The organism is Tenacibaculum aquimarinum (assembly GCF_022478115.1).
GTDB classification, from domain to species: domain Bacteria; phylum Bacteroidota; class Bacteroidia; order Flavobacteriales; family Flavobacteriaceae; genus Polaribacter; species Polaribacter aquimarinum_A.
In genome coordinates this window covers 18202-42040 of record NZ_JAKGSC010000010.1, presented here as the reverse complement: position 1 = coordinate 42040, position 23839 = coordinate 18202, and the positions used below count along the sequence as shown (strand labels likewise).

The 23839-nt window shown below is 29.6% G+C and carries 25 protein-coding genes; 14 read left to right on the top strand and 11 right to left on the bottom strand.

The features are described 5' to 3' along the window. On the top strand, positions 1-201 hold the full coding sequence (locus L1S33_RS12990) for a hypothetical protein (protein WP_240562653.1): 201 nt from the start codon (positions 1-3) through the stop codon (positions 199-201). A gap of 19 nt (positions 202-220) precedes the next feature. Here L1S33_RS12990 and L1S33_RS12985 read toward each other — a convergent pair whose 3' ends face one another. The 3 genes from L1S33_RS12985 to L1S33_RS12975 form a co-directional block, all read right to left on the bottom strand. After that, positions 221-592, bottom strand: coding sequence for a hypothetical protein (locus L1S33_RS12985; RefSeq protein ID WP_240562652.1), 372 nt, complete (start codon positions 590-592; stop codon positions 221-223). Beyond that, the gene (locus tag L1S33_RS12980) at positions 585-2285 is read right to left on the bottom strand and encodes a sodium:solute symporter (RefSeq protein ID WP_240562651.1); all 1701 of its coding nucleotides are present in this window, start codon (positions 2283-2285) and stop codon (positions 585-587) included. Before L1S33_RS12980 ends, L1S33_RS12985 begins: the two co-directional genes overlap by 8 nt. Before the next feature lie 252 nt (positions 2286-2537). Further along, positions 2538-5021 carry a PIG-L family deacetylase gene (locus L1S33_RS12975; RefSeq protein WP_240562650.1) on the bottom strand — a complete coding sequence of 828 codons (2484 nt, stop codon included), beginning with the start codon at positions 5019-5021 and terminating at the stop codon, positions 2538-2540. A gap of 355 nt (positions 5022-5376) precedes the next feature. Between L1S33_RS12975 and dnaN the strand changes: the two genes are divergently transcribed. Further along, positions 5377-6495, top strand: a complete 1119-nt coding sequence (gene dnaN / locus L1S33_RS12970) for a DNA polymerase III subunit beta (protein WP_240562649.1) — start codon at positions 5377-5379, stop codon at positions 6493-6495. Between the two features lie 51 nt (positions 6496-6546). Here the strand turns inward: dnaN and L1S33_RS12965 are convergent, their stop codons facing one another. Beyond that, positions 6547-7473: a beta-1,6-N-acetylglucosaminyltransferase gene (locus L1S33_RS12965; RefSeq protein ID WP_240551946.1), complete on the bottom strand. Its 927-nt coding sequence runs from the start codon at positions 7471-7473 to the stop codon at positions 6547-6549. A gap of 90 nt (positions 7474-7563) precedes the next feature. Here L1S33_RS12965 and L1S33_RS12960 point away from each other — a divergent pair, with 90 nt between their 5' ends. The 11 genes from L1S33_RS12960 (at position 7564) to L1S33_RS12910 (ending at position 18162) form a co-directional block, all read left to right on the top strand. Beyond that, positions 7564-8163, top strand: a complete 600-nt coding sequence (locus L1S33_RS12960) for an acyl carrier protein phosphodiesterase (protein ID WP_445195075.1) — start codon at positions 7564-7566, stop codon at positions 8161-8163. A gap of 2 nt (positions 8164-8165) precedes the next feature. Next, positions 8166-9857 (top strand): gamma-glutamyltransferase, encoded by a 1692-nt coding sequence (ggt, locus tag L1S33_RS12955; RefSeq protein ID WP_240562648.1) that lies wholly within the window; start codon positions 8166-8168, stop codon positions 9855-9857. Positions 9858-9872: 15 nt separating this feature from the next. Further along, on the top strand, positions 9873-10469 hold the full coding sequence (locus L1S33_RS12950; protein WP_240562647.1) for an SMI1/KNR4 family protein: 597 nt from the start codon (positions 9873-9875) through the stop codon (positions 10467-10469). Positions 10470-10473: 4 nt separating this feature from the next. Then, the gene (locus L1S33_RS12945; protein ID WP_240562646.1) at positions 10474-10896 is read left to right on the top strand and encodes a VOC family protein; all 423 of its coding nucleotides are present in this window, start codon (positions 10474-10476) and stop codon (positions 10894-10896) included. Continuing rightward, positions 10896-11750, top strand: a complete 855-nt coding sequence (locus tag L1S33_RS12940; protein ID WP_240562645.1) for an RluA family pseudouridine synthase — start codon at positions 10896-10898, stop codon at positions 11748-11750. Before L1S33_RS12945 ends, L1S33_RS12940 begins: the two co-directional genes overlap by 1 nt. A gap of 15 nt (positions 11751-11765) precedes the next feature. After that, a complete protein-coding gene (gene trmD / locus L1S33_RS12935; RefSeq protein WP_240551942.1) occupies positions 11766-12443 on the top strand; it encodes a tRNA (guanosine(37)-N1)-methyltransferase TrmD in 678 nt (225 codons plus the stop codon). 150 nt (positions 12444-12593) lie between these two features. Further along, on the top strand, positions 12594-12944 hold the full coding sequence (gene rplS / locus L1S33_RS12930) for a 50S ribosomal protein L19 (RefSeq protein ID WP_240551941.1): 351 nt from the start codon (positions 12594-12596) through the stop codon (positions 12942-12944). 825 nt (positions 12945-13769) lie between these two features. Then, positions 13770-15995, top strand: coding sequence for an NADP-dependent isocitrate dehydrogenase (locus L1S33_RS12925; RefSeq protein WP_240562644.1), 2226 nt, complete (start codon positions 13770-13772; stop codon positions 15993-15995). A gap of 62 nt (positions 15996-16057) precedes the next feature. Continuing rightward, positions 16058-16873: an N-acetylmuramic acid 6-phosphate etherase gene (gene murQ, locus L1S33_RS12920; RefSeq protein ID WP_240562643.1), complete on the top strand. Its 816-nt coding sequence runs from the start codon at positions 16058-16060 to the stop codon at positions 16871-16873. Then, positions 16866-17105: a DUF6095 family protein gene (locus tag L1S33_RS12915; protein ID WP_240551938.1), complete on the top strand. Its 240-nt coding sequence runs from the start codon at positions 16866-16868 to the stop codon at positions 17103-17105. Before murQ ends, L1S33_RS12915 begins: the two co-directional genes overlap by 8 nt. A 1-nt stretch (position 17106) precedes the next feature. Then, complete coding sequence (locus tag L1S33_RS12910; RefSeq protein WP_240562642.1) at positions 17107-18162, top strand: ATP-grasp domain-containing protein; 1056 nt, start codon at positions 17107-17109, stop codon at positions 18160-18162. Here the strand turns inward: L1S33_RS12910 and L1S33_RS12905 are convergent. Next, positions 18145-18645 carry a DinB family protein gene (locus L1S33_RS12905; RefSeq protein ID WP_240551936.1) on the bottom strand — a complete coding sequence of 167 codons (501 nt, stop codon included), beginning with the start codon at positions 18643-18645 and terminating at the stop codon, positions 18145-18147. The two genes, L1S33_RS12910 and L1S33_RS12905, sit on opposite strands and share 18 nt — an antisense overlap. Before the next feature lie 331 nt (positions 18646-18976). Here L1S33_RS12905 and L1S33_RS12900 point away from each other — a divergent pair, with 331 nt between their 5' ends. Then, positions 18977-19888, top strand: coding sequence for a hypothetical protein (locus tag L1S33_RS12900; RefSeq protein ID WP_240562641.1), 912 nt, complete (start codon positions 18977-18979; stop codon positions 19886-19888). A gap of 79 nt (positions 19889-19967) precedes the next feature. Here the strand turns inward: L1S33_RS12900 and L1S33_RS12895 are convergent, their stop codons facing one another. From L1S33_RS12895 to L1S33_RS12870, 6 genes are all read right to left on the bottom strand, one after another. Then, positions 19968-20390, bottom strand: coding sequence for a hypothetical protein (locus L1S33_RS12895; protein ID WP_240562640.1), 423 nt, complete (start codon positions 20388-20390; stop codon positions 19968-19970). A 239-nt stretch (positions 20391-20629) separates the two neighbouring features. Continuing rightward, entirely contained in the window at positions 20630-20839 is a 210-nt protein-coding gene (locus tag L1S33_RS12890; RefSeq protein ID WP_240562639.1) for a hypothetical protein, read from the bottom strand. Positions 20840-21042: 203 nt separating this feature from the next. Continuing rightward, a complete protein-coding gene (locus L1S33_RS12885; RefSeq protein WP_240562638.1) occupies positions 21043-21948 on the bottom strand; it encodes a hypothetical protein in 906 nt (301 codons plus the stop codon). 3 nt (positions 21949-21951) lie between these two features. Beyond that, complete coding sequence (locus L1S33_RS12880) at positions 21952-23208, bottom strand: ABC transporter permease (RefSeq protein WP_240562637.1); 1257 nt, start codon at positions 23206-23208, stop codon at positions 21952-21954. A 4-nt stretch (positions 23209-23212) separates the two neighbouring features. Beyond that, positions 23213-23557: a tellurite resistance TerB family protein gene (locus L1S33_RS12875; protein WP_240562636.1), complete on the bottom strand. Its 345-nt coding sequence runs from the start codon at positions 23555-23557 to the stop codon at positions 23213-23215. 75 nt (positions 23558-23632) lie between these two features. After that, positions 23633-23779 (bottom strand): hypothetical protein, encoded by a 147-nt coding sequence (locus tag L1S33_RS12870; protein ID WP_240562635.1) that lies wholly within the window; start codon positions 23777-23779, stop codon positions 23633-23635. Between the last annotated feature and the right edge of the window lie 60 nt (positions 23780-23839).

Below are 23839 nucleotides of genomic sequence, written 5' to 3'. Positions count from 1 at the left end.
ATGTATGTTTATTTAGCAGTTTTAAAAGAAAATGTAATACTTAATAAAGATGTATTAAGCTACTTTGCAGACATGAATTTTACGCTACTTGCTTACTATCCTAAATTAGGTATCATAAAAATTGATAGCGCCGTTTTATTAGAAGACACAGTCTTAAATTTTATAAGTTCAATTGAACAAGAAAAAACTATAGGTTTATAGTTTTTTTTGTAAGTTATAATTAATCAATTTTCAAATAATGATGATTAGTATTTGAGCTTAAGCTTATCTCAATTCTCTGAAACAACTTGTTTGACATTGTAGTATGTACACCAATTCTATCAGCATTTAAATAAATACTGATATTTCCTATTTGATTATTTATGTCATACTTACCTTTTCCATAATAATCACTATTAAAAGTTCCATCTTTATATAAAATTAAAGTATCGGCTATATGTGGTGTTTCAAAACAACAATATTTAGATTCATAATTCTTATTTATATAAGTTCCAGAAGCATTATAAAGAGGTACATCACAACTTAGAATTAAAATAAAAAATAAAAAAGACACTAAAATTGTTCTTGAAATATATTTAGCAATCTTATTCATAACTTTTTTCCTTCTTTCCCATAAACAACTGTAAAATAATTGCAATTCCCATAACCAAACCACAACCTAAAGCGTTTAACCATAAATACGGTAACCAATCTAAAAGAAAAACCCAAACTATTAAAGCTTGTGTAATTAAAGCCGCAATAAAAACAGCATTTCCTTTCACAAATTTTATAAAGAAAGCCAATAAGAAAATACCCAAGACATTTCCATAGAAAATAGAACCAATTATGTTTACCAACTGAATTAAATTATCGAATAAATTGGCAACACAAGCAACAGAAATAGCTATAATTCCCCAAAGTAAGGTAAACCATTTAGAGGCTTTTACATAATGTTCGTCGCTCTTTTCTTCACCAACATTACGTTTATATAAATCAATTGCAGTTGTACTTGCCAACGCATTTAATTCAGACGCAGTAGAAGACATTGCAGCAGATAAAATTACAGCTAATAAAAGCCCGATTAATCCTCTTGGTAAATTGTTTATTATAAAATGAATAAAAACATAATCTTTATCGTTCGATTCAATTTTCTTGATTGATTTTTCATTAACCTTTTCAATAATCTCCTTGGCTGAAGCTTTTAAAGCTAAATCTCTTTCGTTTAATTTTTGAATCTTCTCTTTCTCTTCAACCTGAAAACCATCTAAAAATATGGCTCTTTTATCATTTTCAATCTCAATATGCTCTGCTTCTAATTGCTGATATTCAGCAACGTATTCAGATCTTAAAACTTCCTCGTTTGCACCTGGATTAAAATTTAAAGGCGATGCGTTAAATTGATAAAAAACAAAAACCATTACACCAATTAACAAGATAAAAAACTGCATTGGCACTTTTAACAATCCGTTAAATATTAAACCTAATTGGCTTTCTCTAACAGATTTCCCTGATAAATAACGCTGCACCTGACTTTGGTCTGTTCCAAAATATGATAACATTAAAAACGTTCCGCCTAAAATACCTGTCCAAACAGTATATCTATTGCTTAAATCGAAAGAAAAATCTAACACTTCCATTTTATTACTTGCGCCCGCAATTTCAAGCGCTTTAGTAAACGTAATATTTGCAGGAAGCTGACTCATAATCATAAAAAACGCGATTAACATTCCTATAAAAATGATAATCATTTGTTGTTTTTGGGTTACGTTTACCGCCTTTGTTCCTCCAGAAACTGTGTAGATAATTACCAAGAAACCGATAACGATATTCAACAATAATAAATCCCAACCTAAAACTGCTGACAAGATAATTGCAGGTGCAAAAATGGTGATTCCGGCAGCCAAACCACGCTGAATTAAAAATAAAATTGCCGCTAAACTTCTCGTTTTCAAATCGAATCTTCCTTCTAAAAACTCGTAAGCCGTGTACACTTTTAACTTGTGATAAATAGGTATAAAAACCAAGCAAATAATTACCATTGCAATTGGCAATCCAAAGTAGAATTGCACAAAACCCATTCCGCTATGAAATGCTTGTCCTGGCGTAGATAAAAACGTAATTGCACTCGCTTGCGTTGCCATAACAGACAACCCAATTGTCCACCATTTAGAGTCATTTCCACCTTTTATATAGTCCGTAACGTTCTTGTTTTTTCGGGTTACATAGGTTCCGTAAGCAACAATAAAAATTAAAGTTACCGATAAAATTATCCAATCTATTGCGTGTAATTTACTTGCTACTTCCATCGATTAAACTGTAAAAATATTTGTTATAAAATAGAATGCAATAATGTAAAGTATATTGGCAATTAATACCAACGAATACTCTTTTTTCCAGGTGTATTTTTTAGAATCCATATATTTTTATTTGAAGCTATTTCCTGCTTTCCGCTATATCTTTTTGTGAAAAACAAAAAGGATGTCACTGCAATCAGGGCTAAGCATTTTTATTTTATTTCTCGTTTATTCTAACGCAATCGAGAACTAATTTCCTTCAACTTACTTTTTCCCAACCGAAAGCATATTTGCAAACAATTTATACGCACCAGAAACGCCAACAGGCAATTCTCTAAAGAAACTTAAACCCGTATAAATGTAATTCCCTTTACCATATTTTGCAATTAGTAAACTACCTTTTTTAGTAGATTCACCTTTATCATTCATTGCTAAAATTGGTGTGTATTCCGAGCTCCAAGTATTTGGAAAATACAAACCACGTTCTTGCACCCAACCTTTAAAATCTTCTTTGGTAATCTTATTTGGGTAATTTAAAATTGCATGATCTTTTTCTAATAAAGTAACCTCTGCATTTTCATCGGTAACTCTATCTCTCGATAATCCTAATTTAAATGGCGCAGCAACATCAACACGTCTATTGGTGTTGTATTGCACAATCATATTTCCACCATTTTCAACAAATGTTAATAAATGCTTTTGCTTGAATTTTAGTTCAGAAATTGTATTGTAAGCTCTAATTCCTAGTACAACAGCATCAAATTGTTGTAAATTTTTATCGTTTATTTCATTCACATTTATTTCTGTTACTTGATATCCAATCTGACGTAAACTTTCTGGAACTGCATCTCCAGAACCTTGAATATAACCAATTGAATTTCCTGCTTTTTTAATATCTAAACGCACAATCTTTGCTTCAGAATTTAATAAAACCGATTGTTTTGGAATGTGATTGTAATTAATTTCCACCAATTCTTTGGTGTATTTTTTTCCGTTTGCAGTTGCCACAACTTTTAACTTTCCTTCCGACTGATTTTTTGGTGGTATTACCATAAAATCAACAGTTTTTAAATCGTTTTTCTGTGCAATTGTAAAATCGATAAACTTAGGTGAAACCGACCAATCTTTTGGCATTTCTAAAGAAACACTTCCGCTTGTGTTTTGCGCTCCTGCTCTAACTGCAACTGAAACTTTTTGCGGCGTATCATCAGAAAAAATTAATACTTTGTTTTTTAATTTAGTTGATATTTTAGGTAAAACCTCAAACGGTTCGTAAATTTCTCCAACATCTCTTTTAGAGTATCTACGAACAACATCTTTAGTAATTGTAATTGACTCATTTTCAATCATTAAATTAAATTGAACTTGTAAAGGTCTTGGCGTTTCTGGCAAACCAATTAATTGCTGATTATCAACTTTATACATTCCTAAATCGGCTTCTTTATTTAACCAATATGGCGAAGAAAAATCGGTATTTGCAATACTAACAGTTTCTTTAAAATTCTTTTTTTTATTGTTTCCTAAATCAATATTTTTAGAAACAACTTTATTAGCAGGCAATAACTTTATTGAGGTTAATTCCACTTTAGCGACACTTCTATTTAATGTTTCAAAACTTACATCAATAGTAGAATTTGGTGTTGCACTTGAACTGCTTGCCGAAGCTTCTAAATACAAACCTGCACAAGCTTCAATAATTTCTTGTAATTCTTTTGACTTTATATTTTTCCAATGCGCATCTTTTAAATTCTGAACCAATTTATAAGCATCCATTAATGCTGGTAAATGTTTCGCCGGATTTACAAAATCAAAATTATTTTCTACATCGTATAAAATATCACCAATTTTCCCACCACCTTCTACTCTATTCCAAGTTGTATTTATGCCAGAAAAAATATCGTTTTTATCTTTTGGTTCGTTTCCTTTTAAAAACTCTACATATTCGGTTTGATTTCCACGAGTTGATAAACGTCCAAAACCTTGACATAAATGCTGGCTACTTGCCATGGAAGCTAACTCGTTGTTAGAAACTCCTTTTAACGGATAATACACACCAACATCAAACGATGTAAAGTTTTTTGAAGCTTCTTCAAATTGTTTTTTATCTCTATAAAACCATGAAGAAGTATTGTAAAACAAACGTTTTGGCTGCCAAGTTTCTGTATATTTTAATTGATTAGAAAACTTGTTTTTATCATTTGCCAAATCAAAAGCCTCAACACTTAACATTGCAGAACTTGTATGATGACCATGCGTTGTTCCTGGAGTTCTGTGGTTAAATCGATTGATAATAACATCGGGTTTAAAAGTTCTTATTGCCCAAACAACATCTGCTAAGACCTTTTCTTTTTGCCAAATTTCTAAAGTTTCATCTGGATGTTTAGAGTATCCAAAATCGTTTGCTCTTGTAAATAATTGTTGTCCGCCATCTACATTTCTTGCTGCTAATAATTCTTGGGTTCTTATTACTCCCAACAATTCGCGCATTTCTGGGCCAATTAAATTCTGTCCACCATCTCCACGTGTTAACGATAAATACGCCGTTCTTGCTTTTACATTGTTTGCTAAATAGGCAATTAAACGTGTGTTTTCATCATCTGGATGCGCAGCAATGTATAAAGCAGTTCCTAAAAAATTAAGTTTTTGAACTTTTTCGTATAGCTGATTTGTGTTAAGTTTTTGTGGTTTTTGGGCAACTATTGATGTAATTATCAATAGAAAAGAAAGCGAGAGTATTGCTTTTTTCATTTTTAATAGTTTGATTGAAAACAAAAGTAGTTTTTTAGTTTTCTAAAATGGTTAAAGAAATTCTAAATTTTGCCTTTTTAAAAAGGTACTCGTTTCAATGCTACGTATTGATTTCATTTGTTATTAGAAAAACCCAAAATTGTAGAAATAACAAATTGCTAACAAATAAGCCCGCGTTAGCGATTGCAACGGCATCCTTTTTTGGAGGAACGAGAAAAAAGATATAGTGGAAAGCGCGACCTGAAAGGGAACGCCCAAATAATAATGAACAATCCGCTAAAAACTGTTAATAATTTTATTTTAAAACCCAGTAAAATAGAATATATTTGTAATCCATTTTTAAAAAGGAAAATACATGAAATTTATAGTTTCAAGTTCGCAATTATTAAAACAATTACAGGTTTTAGGCGGCGTAATTAATAGCAATAACACCTTACCAATTTTAGATAATTTCTTATTAGAATTGTCTGAAAATCAGTTAAAAATATCGGCTTCTGATTTAGAGACAACAATGAGCTCTATTGTAGCTGTAGAAAGCACTGACGAAGGCGCAATTGCAGTTAATGCTCGTTTGTTATTAGACACTTTAAAGACGTTTCCGGACCAACCTTTAACGTTTAAAACTGAAGGCGAAAGTACTATAGAAATTAGTTCTGACCAAGGTAAATACGACATGGCATTTTTTGGAGCTGAAGAGTTTCCGAAGGCTGTAGAATTACCTTCTCCAAGTAAAACTTTAGTGCCTGCTCATATTTTAGGAACGGCAATTTCAAAGACAATTTTTGCTTCTGGAAATGATGATTTACGCCCAGTAATGAGCGGTGTTTTCTTCCAGTTTTCTTCTAATAGCTTAACTTTTGTTGCTACAGATGCACATAAATTGGTGAAATATACAAGAACTGATGTTACTGCAGATAAAACGGCAGAATTTATAATGCCTAAAAAACCTTTAAACTTATTAAAGGGAATTTTAAGTGGTTCTGAAGAAGAGGTTTCTATTGAATACAACGATTCTAACGCTAAATTTACGTTTGATAATACGGTTTTAGTGTGTAGATTAATTGATGGAAAATATCCTAATTATGAGGCGGTAATTCCGAAGGAAAACCCGAATAAATTAACGGTTGATAGAGCTTCTTTCTTAAACTCGGTTCGTAGAGTTTCTATATTTTCAAGCAAAACTACGCATCAGATTCGTTTAAAAATGGCGGGAACAGAATTAAATATTTCTGCGGAAGATTTAGATTATGCTAACAAAGCTGATGAACGTTTAAGCTGTGACTACCAAGGTGATGACATGCAAATTGGTTTTAACTCTCGTTTTTTAAGTGAAATGTTAAGTAACTTAAGTGCAAACGATGTGTTAATTGAAATGTCTTTACCAAACCGTGCTGGAATTTTAACGCCAATTGATGGAACTGACGAAGGTGAGCAAATTACAATGCTTGTTATGCCTGTTATGTTGAATTCTTAAAATTTAACTCAATATATATATTTAAAAACCACAACTTTTAGTTGTGGTTTTTTATTTAATAGATATTTCTTTGTCTAATAAATCCAATATTTCTTCATCAAAATCTATATCAAATTTTCTTGCAAATAACTTCGAAGAAGGTTGATTAATAAGTTCCGATAAATCATCTTTATTAAAAGTTACTGGAAGTGTACACTTTTTACGAAACCAATTAACATATGTAACAGAATCTTCAACATTAATAGAGTTATCCGTTTTCATTAAAGTATTAATTATTGTTTGGAAAAATATTTCATCACTACAATGTGTGTATTTAAAAAATGAAAATAAATCTTCTTTATTTTTAGAAATATAAGTGTTTACTTTAGCAATAGTTTCTGTATTTAATGCCCACCAATTAGATCCTCCGTGAAAATTAACTGTATTTTTAAGTTCTTTTTTATAAAAAATAAGCCTTAAAAATTGTCTGAAAGTAATTTTACCTTTAAGTAAACATTTTACAGAATACTTATTTAGTTTACTTACAATAACACAATCTCCTCTTTTAGATGAATAATTAAAACGATATGATTTAACTCTAGAGTCACATTCTTTTTTTGACCATAACTCATTAATAGGCTTTAAAGAGATGAAATTTCCCTTTTTATTTTCTAATAAAAAACTTTCAATAGTATTTACATTTTTAATAGGATAATCTTGGCCACTTAGAAAAACAACAAAACCAGAACGATTATCTCTAATAACATTTTTAATTAAATTTAATGTCGCTTTTACTTGACTAAAGTCTCCCCAAATACAATCAACTCTTTCTTTAATAAAAAAAACATTTTCTAATGAAATTGTTTTTTTAAAATCTTCAATATTTGATTTTACATCAATATGTACATAGAACGAAGCATTTTTAGTATTTAAAACAGTTATCAGTCTCTTTAACTGAAGAGGATGCTTATGTGCCTGAATTATATATGTAATATCCATTAAGTTAGAGATTATAATCAATAATCTTTTCAAATTTAAATAAAACCAAATATAATTTATATAAAATTATATATTTTTACAAAAAAAAAGTTGAATTTCTTAGCCCATTTATACTTATCTAACAACCATAAAAATATTATGATTGGTAATTTTATTGCCGATCATATTAGAGGAAATAAGTATGAAATGTATAGTAAAGAAATTCAACAAGGAATCTTTTTACACAGAGAAATAGACACCTTTACCGATGCGCATCCAATTGTAAGAAAAAGTAAACGTCGTTTACATGAACGTTACGGACATTACGATGGTGTAATAATCGATATTTTTTACGATCATTTTTTAGCCAGAAACTGGGATAATTATTCTACGATTCCGTTGGAAGTGTACACACAATCTGTATATAATCTATTTGAAAAAGAATCAGATAATTTACCAGAAAAATCGCAACAGTTTATAAAATATATGATTGAGTATGATATTTTATTCAACTATAAACTTGAAGAAGGAATTCAACAAGTTTTAAATGGAATGAACAGCAGAACAAAAGGAAAATCTCAAATGAACTTAGCTATTGAAGACTTACAACTTTACAACAAAGAATTAGAAGAAGATTTTACCATTTTCTTTGAAGATTTACGTAACTTTTGCAATCAAAAACTATTAGAAATTAGCCAAACAACTTTATAATTATGAAAAAAACATTTTTACTTTTCACGCTTTCTTTATTACTTTTCAATTGTAAAACTACTCCGAAGAAAGAAAAAATAACCGGGTTAGTTACAGAAAAAGCTATGGTTGTTTCTGCTCGTGAAGAAGCTTCAAAAATTGGTACAGACATTCTTAAAAAAGGTGGTAACGCTTTTGATGCAATGGCTGCAACAGAATTAGCTTTAGCAGTTGCGTATCCGTATGCAGGTAATATTGGCGGTGGTGGATTTATGGTTTATCGTAAAAATGATGGACAAATTGGTGCGTTAGATTATAGAGAAAAAGCACCGTTAGCTTCCAGTAAAGATATGTACTTAGATGAAGACGGAAATATTATTAAAGGAAAAAGTACTATAGGCGCAATGGCTGTAGGAATTCCAGGAACCGTTGCTGGAGTTTTTGCTGCTCATAAAAAATTTGGTTCTTTACCTATTGAAGACATTTTAAAACCTGTAATTGCTTTAGCTAAAAGAGGTGTTATTGTTACTAAAAAGCAAGAAGATAGAATAAAAAAATACCAACCTTATTTCTTAAAAGCGAATAAAGAACCTATTATTTTCAATCAAGATTGGAAACAGCATGATACTATAAAATACAATGCATTAGCTGAAACTTTAGGACGAATACTTAAAAACGGTAGAGACGAGTTTTATAAAGGTGAAACTGCAAAACGTTTGGTAAAATTTATGCAAGCCAATGGCGGAATTATGACTGAAGAAGATTTGGCAAAATATGAAGCTCAATGGAGAACTCCTGTTACTTTTACATATGACGACTTAAAAGTGATTTCAATGTCGCCACCATCAAGTGGTGGAATTTGTTTAGCGCAAATTATGAACGGAATTGAATCGTATGATTTACATGAATTTGGGCATAATTCGACCAAAACAATTCAAGTTATTGCGGAAGCAGAAAGAAGAGCGTATGCTGATAGAAGTTTCTTTTTAGGCGATCCTGATTTTGTAAAAATTCCATTAAAAACATTAATTTCTAAAGAATATACCAAAGGAAGAATGGATAATTTTTCATTTAAAAAAGCAACAAAATCTTCTGATGTAGCGCACGGAACTGTAGAAATGATAGAAAGTGATGAAACAACCCACTACTCTATTGTTGATCAATTTGGTAACGCAATTTCTGCAACTACAACCATAAATGGCGCTTATGGTTCTAAATTATACTGTGAAGATTTAGGGTTCTTTTTAAACAATGAAATGGACGATTTTTCTAGCAAACCTGGAGTTCCAAATCAGTTTGGATTAGTTGGTGCAAAAGCCAATGAAATTATGCCAGAAAAAAGAATGTTAAGTTCTATGACACCAACAATTGTAGAAAAAGATGGTAAACTTTGGATGGTTGTTGGAACTCCAGGAGGTTCAACAATTATTACTTCAGTTTTACAAACTATTTTAAATGTGCATGAATTTAACTTCGGAATGCAAGAAGCTGTAAATCAACCTAGATTTCATCATCAATGGTTACCAGATATGATTATGATGGAACCAAATAAATTTGATAGAACTGTTGTTGAAGACCTTAAAAAAGTTGGCTATACAATTAATGAAGAAGATGCTCCTGTTATTGGAAAAGTAGAAGGTATTTTAAGATTACCAAACGGAAAATTAGAAGGTGGCGCAGATCCTCGTGGAGATGATAAAGCTGTTGGATTTTAATATAAATCAATTTCTATGTTTACATTTTTGCTTGAAAAATTAGAGGAATTAAAAGAATTAGATACTGACTTTAATGTATTTGGAGCTAATTCACATAAATACTCTTTTAACCCAACAATAAATGAAGAAGAACTTGTTTTATTTGAAAACAAATTTGAAGTTAAACTGCCTAAAGATTATAGAAATTTTATAACCAATATAGGTAATGGAGGTTGTGGTCCTAATTTTGGTTTCTTTCGACTTGAAAATGGAATTTATGATATTCCCTTAAACAAAAAACAATCAGAAATTATAACACTTAAAAAAGAATTCAAATTTAAAAAAAGTTGGAATCTTGAAGATTTCCCTAAAAATGATTATGATAAATGGTTAGATGAATATGATGATATAAAATGGACAAATGGAATGCTTCGAATTAATCATTTAGGAAGCGGAATGTATTCTAATTTAATTATATCTGGTATAGAAAAAGGGAATATTTGGATAGATAGTAGAACTAATGAAGGAGGAATTTATCCTTCAAATTATTACAATAAAGAATTAAAAAATGATTTTTTATCCTGGTATTTAAATTGGATAGAAAGCTCAATTAAAAAACTAAAAAATAAATAGTTACATGAATATTCAACCATTCCATTTAGCAATTCCTGTTCAAAATCTAGAAAAATGCAGAGCGTTTTACAGAGATATTTTACAATGTAAAGAAGGTAGAAGTACTAATCATTGGGTAGATTTTAATTTCTTTGGACATCAATTTGTTATTCATCAAAAAGAAGGTTTTATACCAACTGAAGCAGTTACAAATCCTGTAGACGGACACGCAGTTCCTGTTCCGCATTTTGGTGTTGTTTTAACTTGGGAAGATTGGCACGCTTTAGCTGAGCGATTAAAAGTAGCAAACACTCAATTTATTATTGAACCAACTATTCGTTTTAAAGGCAAAGTTGGAGAACAAGCTACAATGTTTTTTAATGATCCAGAAAACAATGCTTTGGAGTTTAAAGCTTTTAAAGATATGAGTCAAATTTTTGCAACTTAATGCAATTAATAGAATCACATAAAGTTCCTGCTTTAGAAAAATCAATTCGTTTACAAGATTATGGTGTTGGAATTTTTAGCACAAATCCCACCAAATCTGGACTTAAAAAAGCCATTAAAAAAGGACTTGTTTTTGTTGATGGAAAAATTGCAACAACAGCACTTTATATTATTGGGAATGAAACTATAGAATTCTTTCAATCAGAAGAAAACAGAAAGGAATTCGATTTTGATTTAAAGGTTTTATTTGAAGATGATTTTTTAGCCGTTATTTACAAACCTGCCGGAATTTTAGTTAGCGGAAATTCTTTTGCAACTATTGATAACGCACTCTTTCAAAATATAAAAAAAAGCACCCAAACTGATGCTGTAAAACCAAGACCAGTTCATAGATTAGATTATCCAACAAGCGGATTATTATTAATCGGAAAAACAAATTCTTCAATAATTGCATTGAATAAACTATTTGAAAATAAAGAAATTCAGAAAAAATATCACGCAATTTCAATCGGTAAAATGGAAACTCAAGGCACAATTAAGTTGCCAATTGATGATAAAAAATCGCTAACTCATTTTAAGGTTTTAAAAACAGTAACTTCTGAACGCTTCGGGTTTTTAAACTTGGTGAAATTATCACCAAAAACTGGCAGAAAACATCAACTTAGAAAGCATTTAGCATCTTTAGGAAATCCTATTTTAGGCGATAAAGAATATTATTTAGACAACTTAATTTTAAACGGAAAAGGTTTGTATTTACATGCTTCCACTCTTGAGTTTGTACATCCGTTTACAAAAGAGAACATCCGTGTAAGTGAAAATCTTCCGAAGAAATTTAAAAAAATATTCCCACATTAAATATATCTTTGCCAAATGCGAATAGATATTATTACCGTTTCTCCAGAATTAATTAAAAGCCCGTTTGAACACTCAATGCTTAAACGAGCAATTGACAAAGGTTTGGTTGAAGTTCATTTTCATAATCTTCGCGATTACGGAATTGGTTCTTACAAAAAGTTAGACGACACACAATTTGGTGGCGGAGCAGGAATGGTTTTAATGATTGAACCTATTGATAAATGCATTTCAAAACTACAATCTGAACGAAACTATGATGACATAATTTACATGACACCAGATGCAAAAACGCTAAATCAATCAGTTGCAAACACACTTTCTTTAAAAGAGAATATCATCATTCTAACTGGTCATTACAAAGGTGTTGATCAGCGAGTTAGAGACAAATTTATTACGCGAGAAATTTCTATTGGCGATTACGTTTTAACTGGAGGAGAATTAGCAGCTGTAGTTTTATGCGATGCTGTTATCAGATTAATTCCAGGTGTTTTAGGTGACGAGCAATCTGCGTTAACAGATTCTTTTCAAGACGATTTATTATCTCCACCAGTATACACAAGACCTGCAGAATATGACGGAATGAAAGTTCCAGAAATACTACTATCAGGTAATTTTCCTAAGATTGATAAGTGGCGAGAAGAAAAAGCATACCAACACACAAAAAACATAAGACCCGATTTGTTAGACGAATAGTTTTAACTATTTGATTATTAAATAGAAAAAACTTTTTCAGAAAACATTTTATCTATTAAAAATAATCACTAAATTTGCACTCGCAAAAATAACCTCTGACGAAGACATCGTGTAAGTTGCTTTTGTATGAATCCAATATAACATATTAATATGGAAGCTTTAGTAAAATTTGTACAAGAAGAATTTGTAACAAAAAACGAATTACCAAAATTTAGTGCAGGAGATACAATTACAGTGTATTTCGAAATTAGAGAAGGAGACAAAGTACGTACACAGTTCTTTAGAGGTGTAGTAATCCAAAGAAGAGGAACAGGAACATCAGAAACTTTTACAATCAGAAAAATGTCTGGTACTGTAGGTGTTGAGCGTATTTTCCCTGTAAACTTACCAGCAATTCAAAAAATTGAGGTAAACAAAAGAGGTATTGTACGTAGAGCACGTATCTATTACTTTAGAGATCTTACTGGTAAAAAAGCAAGAATTAAAGAAAGAAGAGGATAAAATCTTCTATTCATATAATTTAAAAGCCTTGAGAATATTCTCAAGGCTTTTTTAATTCACAATTGTTAATAACGTCAGTTAATAACTTGTTGATTTCTAATTCGTTAAAAATTTTCAAAAAAGCATATTGTAATATATATTTGTACAAGAGTTTACAAAGTAATTGATTCATAGTCGCAAGATAATTGTTCAACAAAACGTAAATGATAAAGTAACGTTCTTTATATAGATTGATTTTCTTAAAACTGAAATAAATTTTGGATTTAAGCTAAGATTGATAAATGGTAATAAAAACTAATTTTTAAAGGAAAATTTTTAAGTAGACTTTAGCAACTTAAACGAAAGTTTAAGGAGATAAAGAGTAACTAATAAAGACACTTTGTTTATTTAATAGGATTTATAACTTTTTAAAAAATTAAAGCTTAAGTAAATATTTGAATTCTATTGAAGTATAAAAAGAAATCAATTAGAAACATTAATAAAGTCTAGCAAGTATTTGCTTGTTATGCAAGGATGTTTCATTAGAGATAGTGTAAATAAATAATTTCTTCTTTGTAAGAAATACAGCGTTTAGAGCGGTGTTTGATTTGTAGCAATACAAATCAATATTAAAAAAACTATTTCGAAAAGCCATATTGTAACATTAACTTGTTAAATATGGCTTTTTTTATACTTCCTTTTTTTATTATTTGTTAAATCCGCAAAAAACTAAGTTAAATAATAAGATTTTAGCAATAAAAATCTCAAGCAAAAGTTGTAAATTTGCTACCGTTTCAAATTAAATTTATTCGTTGTTAACGCAACATAAAAAAACACATATAAAACATGAGTACAACAGCTAAAATTATGTACACAAAAACGGATGAAGCGCCAGCATTGGCAACACGTTCGTTCTTACCAATTGTAAAAGCATTTACAAAATCTTCAAACATAGAAATTGTAACAAAAGATATTTCTCTTGCTGCAAGAATTTTAGCAACTTTTTCTAGTTACTTAAAAGAAGATCAAAAAGTAGAAGATGCATTAGCATTCTTAGGAGAGTTAGCAAAAAAACCTGAAGCTAACATTATTAAATTACCTAATATTTCTGCTTCTGTACCACAATTAAAAGCTGCAATTTCTGAGCTACAAGCTTTAGGATATACTTTACCTAATTATCCAGAAGAAGTAAATACAGATGAAGAAAAAGCTGTCTTAGCGCTTTATAATAAAGTAAAAGGTTCAGCTGTAAATCCTGTTTTACGTGAAGGAAACTCTGATCGTAGAGCACCAAAAGCAGTTAAGAATTATGCTAAAAAGAATCCACATAGAATGGGTGCTTGGTCTGCAGATTCTAAAACTCATGTTGCAACAATGTCTCATGGAGATTTTGCACATACAGAAAAATCTGTAACCTTAACAGATGCTACCGATGTAAAAATTGTACATACAGACACAAACGGAACACAAACAGTTTTAAAAGCAAGTACACCTTTATTAGCCGGAGAAATTATTGATGCTTCTGTAATGAATAAAAAAGCGCTATTAGAATTTTTAGATGCACAAGTTGAAGATGCAAATAAAACTGGCGTATTGTTTTCTTTACACATGAAAGCAACAATGATGAAAGTTTCTGATCCAATTATTTTTGGACACGCAGTAAGAACATTCTTTAAAGATGTATTTGCAAAGCACGGAGAAACTTTCGAAGAAATTGGTGTTGATGTAAATAATGGTTTTGGTAACTTATTAAGTAATCTTGATGAAGTTTCAGAAGAAAAAAGAAAAGAAATCTTAGCAGACATCCAAACGGTTTATGACAATAATCCAGATGTAGCTATGGTAAATTCTGACAAAGGAATTACTAATTTACACGTTCCTTCAGATGTAATTATTGATGCATCTATGCCTGCAATGATTAGAACTTCTGGTCAAATGTGGAACAAAGAAGGAAATCAACAAGACACAAAAGCTGTAATTCCAGACAGTTCTTATGCAGATTTATATGAAGCAACTATTGCTTTCTGTAAGAAAAATGGCGCTTTTGACCCTACAACAATGGGTACAGTTCCTAATGTTGGTTTAATGGCTCAAAAAGCTGAAGAATATGGTTCTCACGATAAAACTTTTGAAATTTCTGCTGAAGGAAAAGTTGAAGTTTTAGATTCAAATGATACTGTTTTACTTTCTCATAATGTAGAACAAGGAGATATCTGGAGAATGTGTCAAACAAAAGATGCACCAATTAAAGATTGGGTAAAGTTAGCAGTTACTAGAGCTAGAGCTTCTCAAACTCCAGCTGTTTTTTGGTTAGATGAAAACAGAGCACACGATGCAGAAATCATCAAAAAAGTAAATAAATACTTACCAGATCACGATACAACTGGTTTAGAAATTAAAATTTTAGATGTTGCAAAAGCAACAACATATACCTTAGAAAGAGTTAAAGAAGGTAAAGACACAATTTCTGTTTCTGGAAACGTTTTACGTGATTATTTAACAGACTTATTCCCTATTTTAGAATTAGGAACATCAGCAAAAATGTTATCTATTGTACCATTAATGAATGGCGGTGGATTATTTGAAACTGGTGCTGGAGGATCTGCTCCAAAACACGTGCAGCAATTTGTAGAAGAAAACCACTTACGTTGGGATTCTTTAGGAGAATTCTTAGCATTAGCGGTTTCTTTAGAGCATTTAGGTACTTCTAACAACAATGCAAAAGCATTAGTTTTAGCAGAAACGTTAGATGATGCAACTGATAAATTGTTAGAAAACAAAAAAGGACCTTCACGTAAAGCTGGTGAAATAGACAACAGAGGTTCTCATTTTTATATAGCAATGTATTGGGCACAAGAATTAGCAAATCAAGACAAAGACGCTGAGTTAAAAGCACAGTTTTCTTCAGTTGCTAAAGACTTAAAAGAACAAGAAGATGCAATTATTTCTGGGTTAAATGAAATTCAAGGAAAATCTTTAAACATTGGAGGTTATTACGAACCAAATGATTCTTTAGCAGATTCTGCAATGAGACCAAATACTATTTTAAACAGTATATTAGAAAAAATATAATTCAAATACATTTTACTAAGAAAAAGCAGACTTTTAAGTCTGCTTTTTTTATTTTTGAAAATATGAGTTTTACCAAAACAACAGAACAAGCATCAAAATATAATCATTTAGAAAAAATGAGTATTTCTGAATTATTAACTAATATTAATAATGAAGACAAAACCGTTCCGCTTGCGGTAGAAAAATCGCTACCACAAATAGAAAAGCTAACAGAAGTCATTGTTGAAAAACTAAAAATTGGCAGACGTTTATTTTACATTGGAGCAGGAACTTCCGGAAGATTAGGAATTGTTGATGCTTCGGAATGTCCACCAACATTTGGTGTTCCTCATGAACTTGTAGTTGGTTTAATTGCTGGTGGAGATTATGCTATTAGAAAAGCTGTAGAATTTGCTGAAGATTCAACAGAACAAGGTTGGGCAGATTTACAAGAACACAACATTTCTAAAAATGATGTTGTAATTGGTATTGCTGCTTCAGGTACAACTCCTTATGTAATTTCAGCGCTAGAAAAATGTAATAAAAACAATATCATAACAGGTTGTATAACTTGTAACACAGGAAGTCCTTTAGCTGAAACAGCACAATTTCCTATAGAGGTTGTTGTTGGACCTGAATTTGTAACAGGAAGCTCGAGAATGAAAGCAGGAACAGCTCAAAAATTAGTTTTAAACATGCTTTCTACTGCTGCAATGATTCAGTTAGGAAAAGTAAAAGGCAACAAAATGGTAGACATGCAACTCTCTAATAATAAATTAGTAGATAGAGCAGAAAAAATGTTAATTACTGAATTAAATATCGACCAAGAAACTGCTAGTGTTTTATTAAAAAAATACGGAAACGTTAGAGAAGCTTTAAAAAATTATACAAATGCCTAAACCTGCAACTTTTGAAAAAGGAATTAAGCAACTACTAATCTTATTAGGTTTGTTAGTCTTCTCTCCTATTGTGTTAAGTCTTGGTTTTAAATCGTTAAGAATTTATACAGAGAGTCCGCAAATATATATTTCTTACTTTTTATTAGCAATTGGAGGTTTACTAATTCTATTTACAGTGTACTTTGGTTTTAAAACCATTAAAACATTTTTAGACACCTTATTTGAAAAATAATTTGAGCACTAAAAAAAGCATACAAAAACTCTTAAGCTGGGAATATTGGCCAATGTACATGTTTTACTTGCCAAACATTCCGTTTGCTTTATATCAAGCCCTAAAAGGAGGCAGTTTAACTTTTTTTACAGCCACAAATCCGGCAATAGAAAATAGTGGAATTGGAACAGAATCTAAATACAAAACCCTACTTCTACTTCCAAAAAAACACTTACCAAAAACGGTATTTCATAAAGCAAACTCATCCATAAAAAACACTTTAAAAAGTTTAACTTCTGAAGGAATTACCTATCCAATTATAGCAAAACCAGATATTGGTTTTAGAGGCTTATTAGTTAAAAAAATTGAAAATGAAACTGCTTTAATTACCTATTTAGAGAAGTATAAAATAGCTGTTTTAATTCAAGAATTTTTAACCCAGGAAAACGAATGCGGTATTTTTTACCATCGTTTACCAAACGAAGAAAAAGGCACAGTTTCTTCAATTACTTTAAAGGAATTTTTACATGTAATTGGTGATGGAAAATCTACTTTAGAAGCCTTAATTTTAAAAGATAAAAGAGCTACTATTTACCTCAATTTAGTTAAAGAAAATCCAGCTTTAGATTTAGATGAAATTATTGAAAAAGATAAAAAAGTAAACCTTTCTGCTATTGGAAACCATTGTAAAGGAACTCGCTTTATAAATGGTAATTATTTGATTTCAAACAAATTAGAAAACACATTTGATATTCTAAACAAACAGTCTAAAAATTGGTTTTATGGTAGATTGGATGTTAAATATAATTCTTTTGAAGATTTAGAAAATGGCGATTTTAAAATTCTTGAATTGAACGGAATACTTGCAGAACCAACTCATATTTACGATGCTGAAAAAACCACGTATTTTAAAGCATTAAAAACAATGAGAACTCATTGGAAACAGTTAACTAAAATTGCTATCTACAATAATAAAGTACAAAATGTGCCGCATAGAACAACTTTAGGTTTGCTAAAAGATGTTAGAAAATTAAATAAATACACCAAGTATATTTCTAAGCTAAATAGAATTGACTAAATCTTTTTTTGGTGTGGTTGGATTGTAGCCAAAATCGGCATCAGGTAATTCAATTCCTAATTGATAAATTATAAAACCAATACTTGCAAAATGATGTATTGCATGGCTATGTGCTTGTGCCAAAGCGCTTCCTAATGTATAATTTGCTGTTATTTTTCCTGTTCCTAAATCGTCTGTTACCGAAATAATTTGATCGAAATCTACAGTTTCTAAATTGTATAACTGAGTTAATACTTGATCAAAATAAGCCAAACCTGCTGCTGTAGTTTGTTCTGCTAAACAGTTGCGTTCTCTTGCCGAAAAATCTACATTTTTACTTTCTAAACCGTTAAAAATACAGGTAAAAGCATCTAAAATATGACGCATATTACAACCAATACTAGAATTATATGGAAGAATTGTTGCGTTGCTATATTGTTCGTCTGAAATAGAATTTAATAATTTTATTCCTCTTTGTAAGTTTTTCTCTATTGCTTTAATCATTAAGAATTAGGCTTTTTAAGATAAGTCGCATAAATATATAACTATTTACTTTTTTAAATAAAATATTCTAAAAAAATCTATTAACAACTTAATTGTAATAAAAGCTGCAAATAAGCTTAGCCCTGATTGAACGGCGTGTTTGAGCTCTTTTTGAAGTATGAAAAAAAGCGAGTAGTGAAAGCAGGAAATAGCTCCAAAAAAGAAAAAAAAGAGACCAGAAAACTACTTACTGAATACCGCTAACTAAGTTTTGGCACGCTTATTGAAAACTATACAATAATTGCGGAAGCCGAAAAGCATATAGAGTAAGCGTAACCCTAAATCTAGAATTATGAAAAAAGGGATATTTTTATTAGTAGCATTATTAACTTTAGGTACAACAGTACAAGCTAAAGAAATTGCACCAACTAACAAAATTGGGGTTAACTATACTTATAGTGAAGCCGTTAGTTTTGTAGAACGAAACATTAAGTTTCACGTATTTTTAAACGGAGATTTTGATTTTGATACTCATTTCAGAAAAAATAACGGCGTTAGAATTGAAAGAAATTACAGAGGTCAGGTATCTCGTATTGGAAACACATTTATTAATTATGATGTTCGCGGAAACGTAAAACGAATTGGTAGTGTGTATATAGATTATAGCTTTGGAAACTTAGCAAGAGTTGGTAATTTAGAAGTGAGGTATGACAGATGGGGAAATCCACGTTTTTACGGTCATGTAAAAAATTACAACACGTATTATAATTCTGGTAACGGAATTAGCATACACATTGGAGGTATTTACGATTATTATGATAACTACTTTTACAGAAACGATTTTAGAAGAGATTATACTCGTTTTAGAGAAGACAACAACTTCTTTTACTACAGAGCAAATACTAATGCTAAAATTGGTAAGCGTAGCAAAATTATAAAAAGAAGAAAGCCAAGTGCTACACACAACAGAACACGTGGTAACACAACTTATAATAAGAAAGTAAATAAAAGAAGCGCTGTTAATAAGGCTCCTGTTAAAGTTGCTCCAAAAAGAAAAGCAGTAAAAAAAGTTACACCTAGAAAAGTTGCACCAAGAAAAGCAACCGTAAAAAAGGTAACTCCAAAGAGAACAACTTCTACAAGAACTACTACTAAGAAAGTTACTCCTAAGAGAGCAATTTCTAAGAGAACAACTCAAAAGAAAGCTACTCCAACTAAGAGTACGACTAAAAGAAAAGTAGCTAAAAGAACTACTAGAAGATAAATTGAAGAAGAAGAGTAAATTAGAAATCCCGCATAGTATGCGGGATTTTTTTGTGCTTTATATTTTTTAAAAACTAAACTTAATGAATTTCTAATAATTGTAAAGAACTGGTATTTTTAATTGCAACCTCTTCAGAAAAATTACCATGAATTAATAAATTGTTTTCATGACGATTAACCAATTCTTTCATTTTTTTTCTATTTAAAAGAAGTATGGTGGCTTTTCCTGAATGATCTTTTGTCTCTAAAATATTTTCTCCATTAAACTCTACTATCCAATTACTTTCATGAATATTCTCTGTATAATCAAATTCTATTTTAGGCATTTTATAAAAGTTAACATCTTTAATATACCCTAATTCTACTTTAACTCTTAAATTTCCTCCCTCTACTGTATACACTTCATTTAAACCAGCATCTTCTAATGTAAACTGATTAGCAACTGCTTTTTCCATTGTTATTTTTAATTGCCCTTCCGTTAAATTTAATCCTAAATTATCCATTTAATATTGTTTTAAAACGTTAATAAATCTATCCTTAAACAAAAGTATTGCATGTACAGTTATTTTAATATGATATAAATCATATAACTATTAATCTGAAAAAAGTTCCGTTTAGGTTTTTATTTGTGATACTATTTTGGGCGTTCGAGCGGGCTTTTCGCTACAATCTTTTGTTCATACTTCACAAAAGGATTTCCGCTGCAATCCCTAACGCGAGATTACGTATAAAGAGGTAAAGATTATTTTTCTAATTTACATTTTATTCTGCCAACATTTTCTGCTTTCTTTTGTGTAATTTTTTTAATTATAGATTTACATTTAATTAAACCTTTACATTCTTTTTTTATATGATAGGTTTTACTTGATGTTGTGGTGCAGATAAATACTTCTTTTTCTTTAGCTTGAAAAGCTGTAAAAAAGATGAAAATTGATAATAATATATATTTCATAACTTACTTTATTTACTTTCAAATGTAAAGGTTCTTTAAATAATAAAAACTCCAAATAAAATAATTTAATCGGTATAGATAATGCCCCTACACATTATTATATGATGCAAAATTATAATAGATGGAGTTTAATTTTTCCAACGACACAAATTTTTCTTTAAAATAATGTTACTTTTTTTTTACAAAATATATTATATGAAAAATTATTTATTTAAAAACTTCTTAATTGTTTCATCTAAATTTGATGGTAAATCTGCTGTTTTAATGGCAAAATTTGTAATTCCCATATCTTTAAACCAATTTTCCCATAATAATTTCATTATTTCTAATTCATATGGGTTTTTGCTTTTTTTGTCAACATTCAAACCTATTACTATAACTTCTAAATTTCCTAAATTTTCATTAGCTGGTAATATGCCTATATTCTTTTTTGTGAATGTTGCATTCCAATTAGAGTTATTTAATTTAAAATTTTTAATTGTGTTGCTTGTAAAATTTGCGTATTTCTTTCCAGACTTTAGGCCTTTATTTGTTTTATCATATAAATAACCATCTGTTAGAATAACTAAGACATTTTTATGATCTTCTTTTATATAATCATTTACTTTATTCTTAAAAAAGCCCCAAATATTTGAACCATTATATTCTTTTTGTTGAGAAGCAATGTTATAAATATCATTAATATTTTTTTGGTAAATCTGACTTACACTATTAATTTTTTTAATTGTAGAATTATCTTTGTTAAATTTTAAATTTAACAAAGTTGAAATAGTGTTTAATTCAGGAATATTACTTTCAGGTTCAAAAAAAACTTTTATGTTATCATTTATTTTTCTTGACTTTTTATTGGCAATATGACATTGAAAACTCTCACTCACAGATGTAATGTAACCAATATCTCTTTTAAAGAAATCCATAGAATTATTTGGATTTGTTATAGGATTAATTCTATCAGATAAATCTAATAAAATACTAATATTTAAATTTTCATCATTTTTATTAAAACCAGAACAATCAAAATCGATAGTCTCTTTTACTTTTTGGCTTTTTTTATCATTTCCACAACTTGTTATTGTTAGTGATAAAAGAAGTAATAAAATATTTTTCATTTGTTATTTTTTGTAAATTAAATTTTCATAACTAGTATCATTAAGACCTAATCTTTCAATGTGAACAAGGTTTGTCTTTTCACATTTGTCTATTAATTCATTTTTCTCTTTATGAGGAAGGTGAATTTCTTTTTGAATTGCTAAAAACCAACCTTTTAAGTATTCAGTATGAAATAATAAATATTTTTTTTCTTCAAATATAAAACCATCAATTGTAGATTGAATTTCTTTTATTTTTCCATTAAAATCTGCTAATTCATTATTTATTGAAGAAATCTCTTCCGTAAGTTTTTGCTTATTTGATGACAAATTCTTTTTGTTTTCTTTGTGAGCACGAATAAAGCTTTGAATTTTATCAAAATTCTCATATTCTTTCATTATAAAATCAAACACAAGTCCCCAAATTATATAAACTAAAAAACCCGCAAAAATAATTGTCCAAAATTCAGGTTTTGTAAATGCAATTTGAAAATCAAAATCAGGACTTGATGGTGTTTTTTCAAAATCATATATTTTTTTCTCAATTTGAAATGCTAATAATGCATCAAAAATGAATGTAATTATAAATACACCAATGATTTTTATTGTTCCAGATTTTTTCTCTTTTTGATACATATGTATTATGTAACCTAAGCCCATAAATACAAATGGAATAGTCGCAACAAATACAGCTTCTAACCACCCTTCTTCTATTGCTTTTGTAAAAGCGTGTCCATCAAATATGGCAGCCATTACATCACCATCTTTAAACTCTTTAAAAAAGGCACTAAAAGAAGCAGAAATATAAAAAACCATTAAATAAATGGTTAAAGGAATAAGAATTAGTAACCCAATAAAAAACTGTGCTTTTGGTTTTTTGTCTGCGTCTATCCCATATTTTACTGGATTTTTTTTTACTTCTGAAATTTCGAAATTTAAATTATCAATATCTTTTTCAATTGTATCAATATAGTTTTGCTTTATATCTTTTGCAATTTCTCTTTTATGAATTTCAGTTTCAGTTTTTTTAATTTTTTCAATATGTGGTTTTTTTAATTCATCCTGTTGTTCTTTATTTTTTCTAGCCTTTTCTTTGTAATCTTCAAATACATTTTCAAGTGATGTTTTTAAAATAGTTGGATTTCCCATTGCTCCTTTTGAAGAGCCATAACCATCTTGAAAAAAAGTAACTTTAATTTGCTCAAAGTCATCAACTTTTAAAGGTCTTTCATTTTGATTTTTATTATCTTTTATTTTACTTAAACTTTTCAAAATTCCCATACCCTTATTTTAATTCATTTAATATTTCATTTTTACTCACTCCGTTTTTCACTGCATCTAAAAGATATTCGGTTAATTGGGGAATATTCTCATCTAAAAACTCAAATTTTTTGCAGTATTTGGAAAGTGTTCTCTTTTCATCTTCAGTTACTTTTCCATCTGCCCAAATCATTCTTGATAAATCATACAAATATTCAATCCTTAATTCAATGGTTTCTGGAATTGCTATATTACCTGTTGTTGATAATAATATTCTATCTAATTCTTGTTGTGTAATTCCTCTTTCTTCTGCAAATAGATATAGCATTTTCCATTCTTCTGGACTAAAGTCTCCATCAGTCATTGCCATTTGAAATAGTCTTAAAAAGTGTCCTTTTACCTCCAGGCTTATTTGTGTTTTTTCCATATTAATTTATGTTTTTAATTACTTACAACCATTTTTATTACAAGTAATTTTACTAGTAGAATGAACCCAATGATCTGAATGTTCTGTAGTATTGAAACCACAACCAGTAATCCCTCCTTTTTGTCCTTTATGTACTTCTTGTGTAGGTATATGTTTTACTGCCATAACTTTAAATTTAAAATGAATATTTACTCAAAAGTAAAACCTATAAAAAACAAAACCTTA

Excerpts from the sequence above, each read along its gene's own strand:
- L1S33_RS12990 (WP_240562653.1), top strand. The coding sequence starts at position 1 with ATGTATGTTTATTTAGCAGTTTTAAAAGAAAATGTAATACTTAATAAA.
- L1S33_RS12985 (WP_240562652.1), bottom strand. The coding sequence starts at position 592 with ATGAATAAGATTGCTAAATATATTTCAAGAACAATTTTAGTGTCTTTT.
- L1S33_RS12980 (WP_240562651.1), bottom strand. The coding sequence starts at position 2,285 with ATGGAAGTAGCAAGTAAATTACACGCAATAGATTGGATAATTTTATCG.
- L1S33_RS12975 (WP_240562650.1), bottom strand. The coding sequence starts at position 5,021 with ATGAAAAAAGCAATACTCTCGCTTTCTTTTCTATTGATAATTACATCA.
- dnaN (WP_240562649.1), top strand. The coding sequence starts at position 5,377 with ATGAAATTTATAGTTTCAAGTTCGCAATTATTAAAACAATTACAGGTT.
- L1S33_RS12965 (WP_240551946.1), bottom strand. The coding sequence starts at position 7,473 with ATGGATATTACATATATAATTCAGGCACATAAGCATCCTCTTCAGTTA.
- ggt (WP_240562648.1), top strand. The coding sequence starts at position 8,166 with ATGAAAAAAACATTTTTACTTTTCACGCTTTCTTTATTACTTTTCAAT.
- L1S33_RS12950 (WP_240562647.1), top strand. The coding sequence starts at position 9,873 with ATGTTTACATTTTTGCTTGAAAAATTAGAGGAATTAAAAGAATTAGAT.
- L1S33_RS12945 (WP_240562646.1), top strand. The coding sequence starts at position 10,474 with ATGAATATTCAACCATTCCATTTAGCAATTCCTGTTCAAAATCTAGAA.
- L1S33_RS12940 (WP_240562645.1), top strand. The coding sequence starts at position 10,896 with ATGCAATTAATAGAATCACATAAAGTTCCTGCTTTAGAAAAATCAATT.
- trmD (WP_240551942.1), top strand. The coding sequence starts at position 11,766 with ATGCGAATAGATATTATTACCGTTTCTCCAGAATTAATTAAAAGCCCG.
- rplS (WP_240551941.1), top strand. The coding sequence starts at position 12,594 with ATGGAAGCTTTAGTAAAATTTGTACAAGAAGAATTTGTAACAAAAAAC.
- L1S33_RS12925 (WP_240562644.1), top strand. The coding sequence starts at position 13,770 with ATGAGTACAACAGCTAAAATTATGTACACAAAAACGGATGAAGCGCCA.
- murQ (WP_240562643.1), top strand. The coding sequence starts at position 16,058 with ATGAGTTTTACCAAAACAACAGAACAAGCATCAAAATATAATCATTTA.
- L1S33_RS12915 (WP_240551938.1), top strand. The coding sequence starts at position 16,866 with ATGCCTAAACCTGCAACTTTTGAAAAAGGAATTAAGCAACTACTAATC.
- L1S33_RS12905 (WP_240551936.1), bottom strand. The coding sequence starts at position 18,645 with ATGATTAAAGCAATAGAGAAAAACTTACAAAGAGGAATAAAATTATTA.
- L1S33_RS12900 (WP_240562641.1), top strand. The coding sequence starts at position 18,977 with ATGAAAAAAGGGATATTTTTATTAGTAGCATTATTAACTTTAGGTACA.
- L1S33_RS12895 (WP_240562640.1), bottom strand. The coding sequence starts at position 20,390 with ATGGATAATTTAGGATTAAATTTAACGGAAGGGCAATTAAAAATAACA.
- L1S33_RS12890 (WP_240562639.1), bottom strand. The coding sequence starts at position 20,839 with ATGAAATATATATTATTATCAATTTTCATCTTTTTTACAGCTTTTCAA.
- L1S33_RS12885 (WP_240562638.1), bottom strand. The coding sequence starts at position 21,948 with ATGAAAAATATTTTATTACTTCTTTTATCACTAACAATAACAAGTTGT.
- L1S33_RS12880 (WP_240562637.1), bottom strand. The coding sequence starts at position 23,208 with ATGGGAATTTTGAAAAGTTTAAGTAAAATAAAAGATAATAAAAATCAA.
- L1S33_RS12875 (WP_240562636.1), bottom strand. The coding sequence starts at position 23,557 with ATGGCAATGACTGATGGAGACTTTAGTCCAGAAGAATGGAAAATGCTA.
- L1S33_RS12870 (WP_240562635.1), bottom strand. The coding sequence starts at position 23,779 with ATGGCAGTAAAACATATACCTACACAAGAAGTACATAAAGGACAAAAA.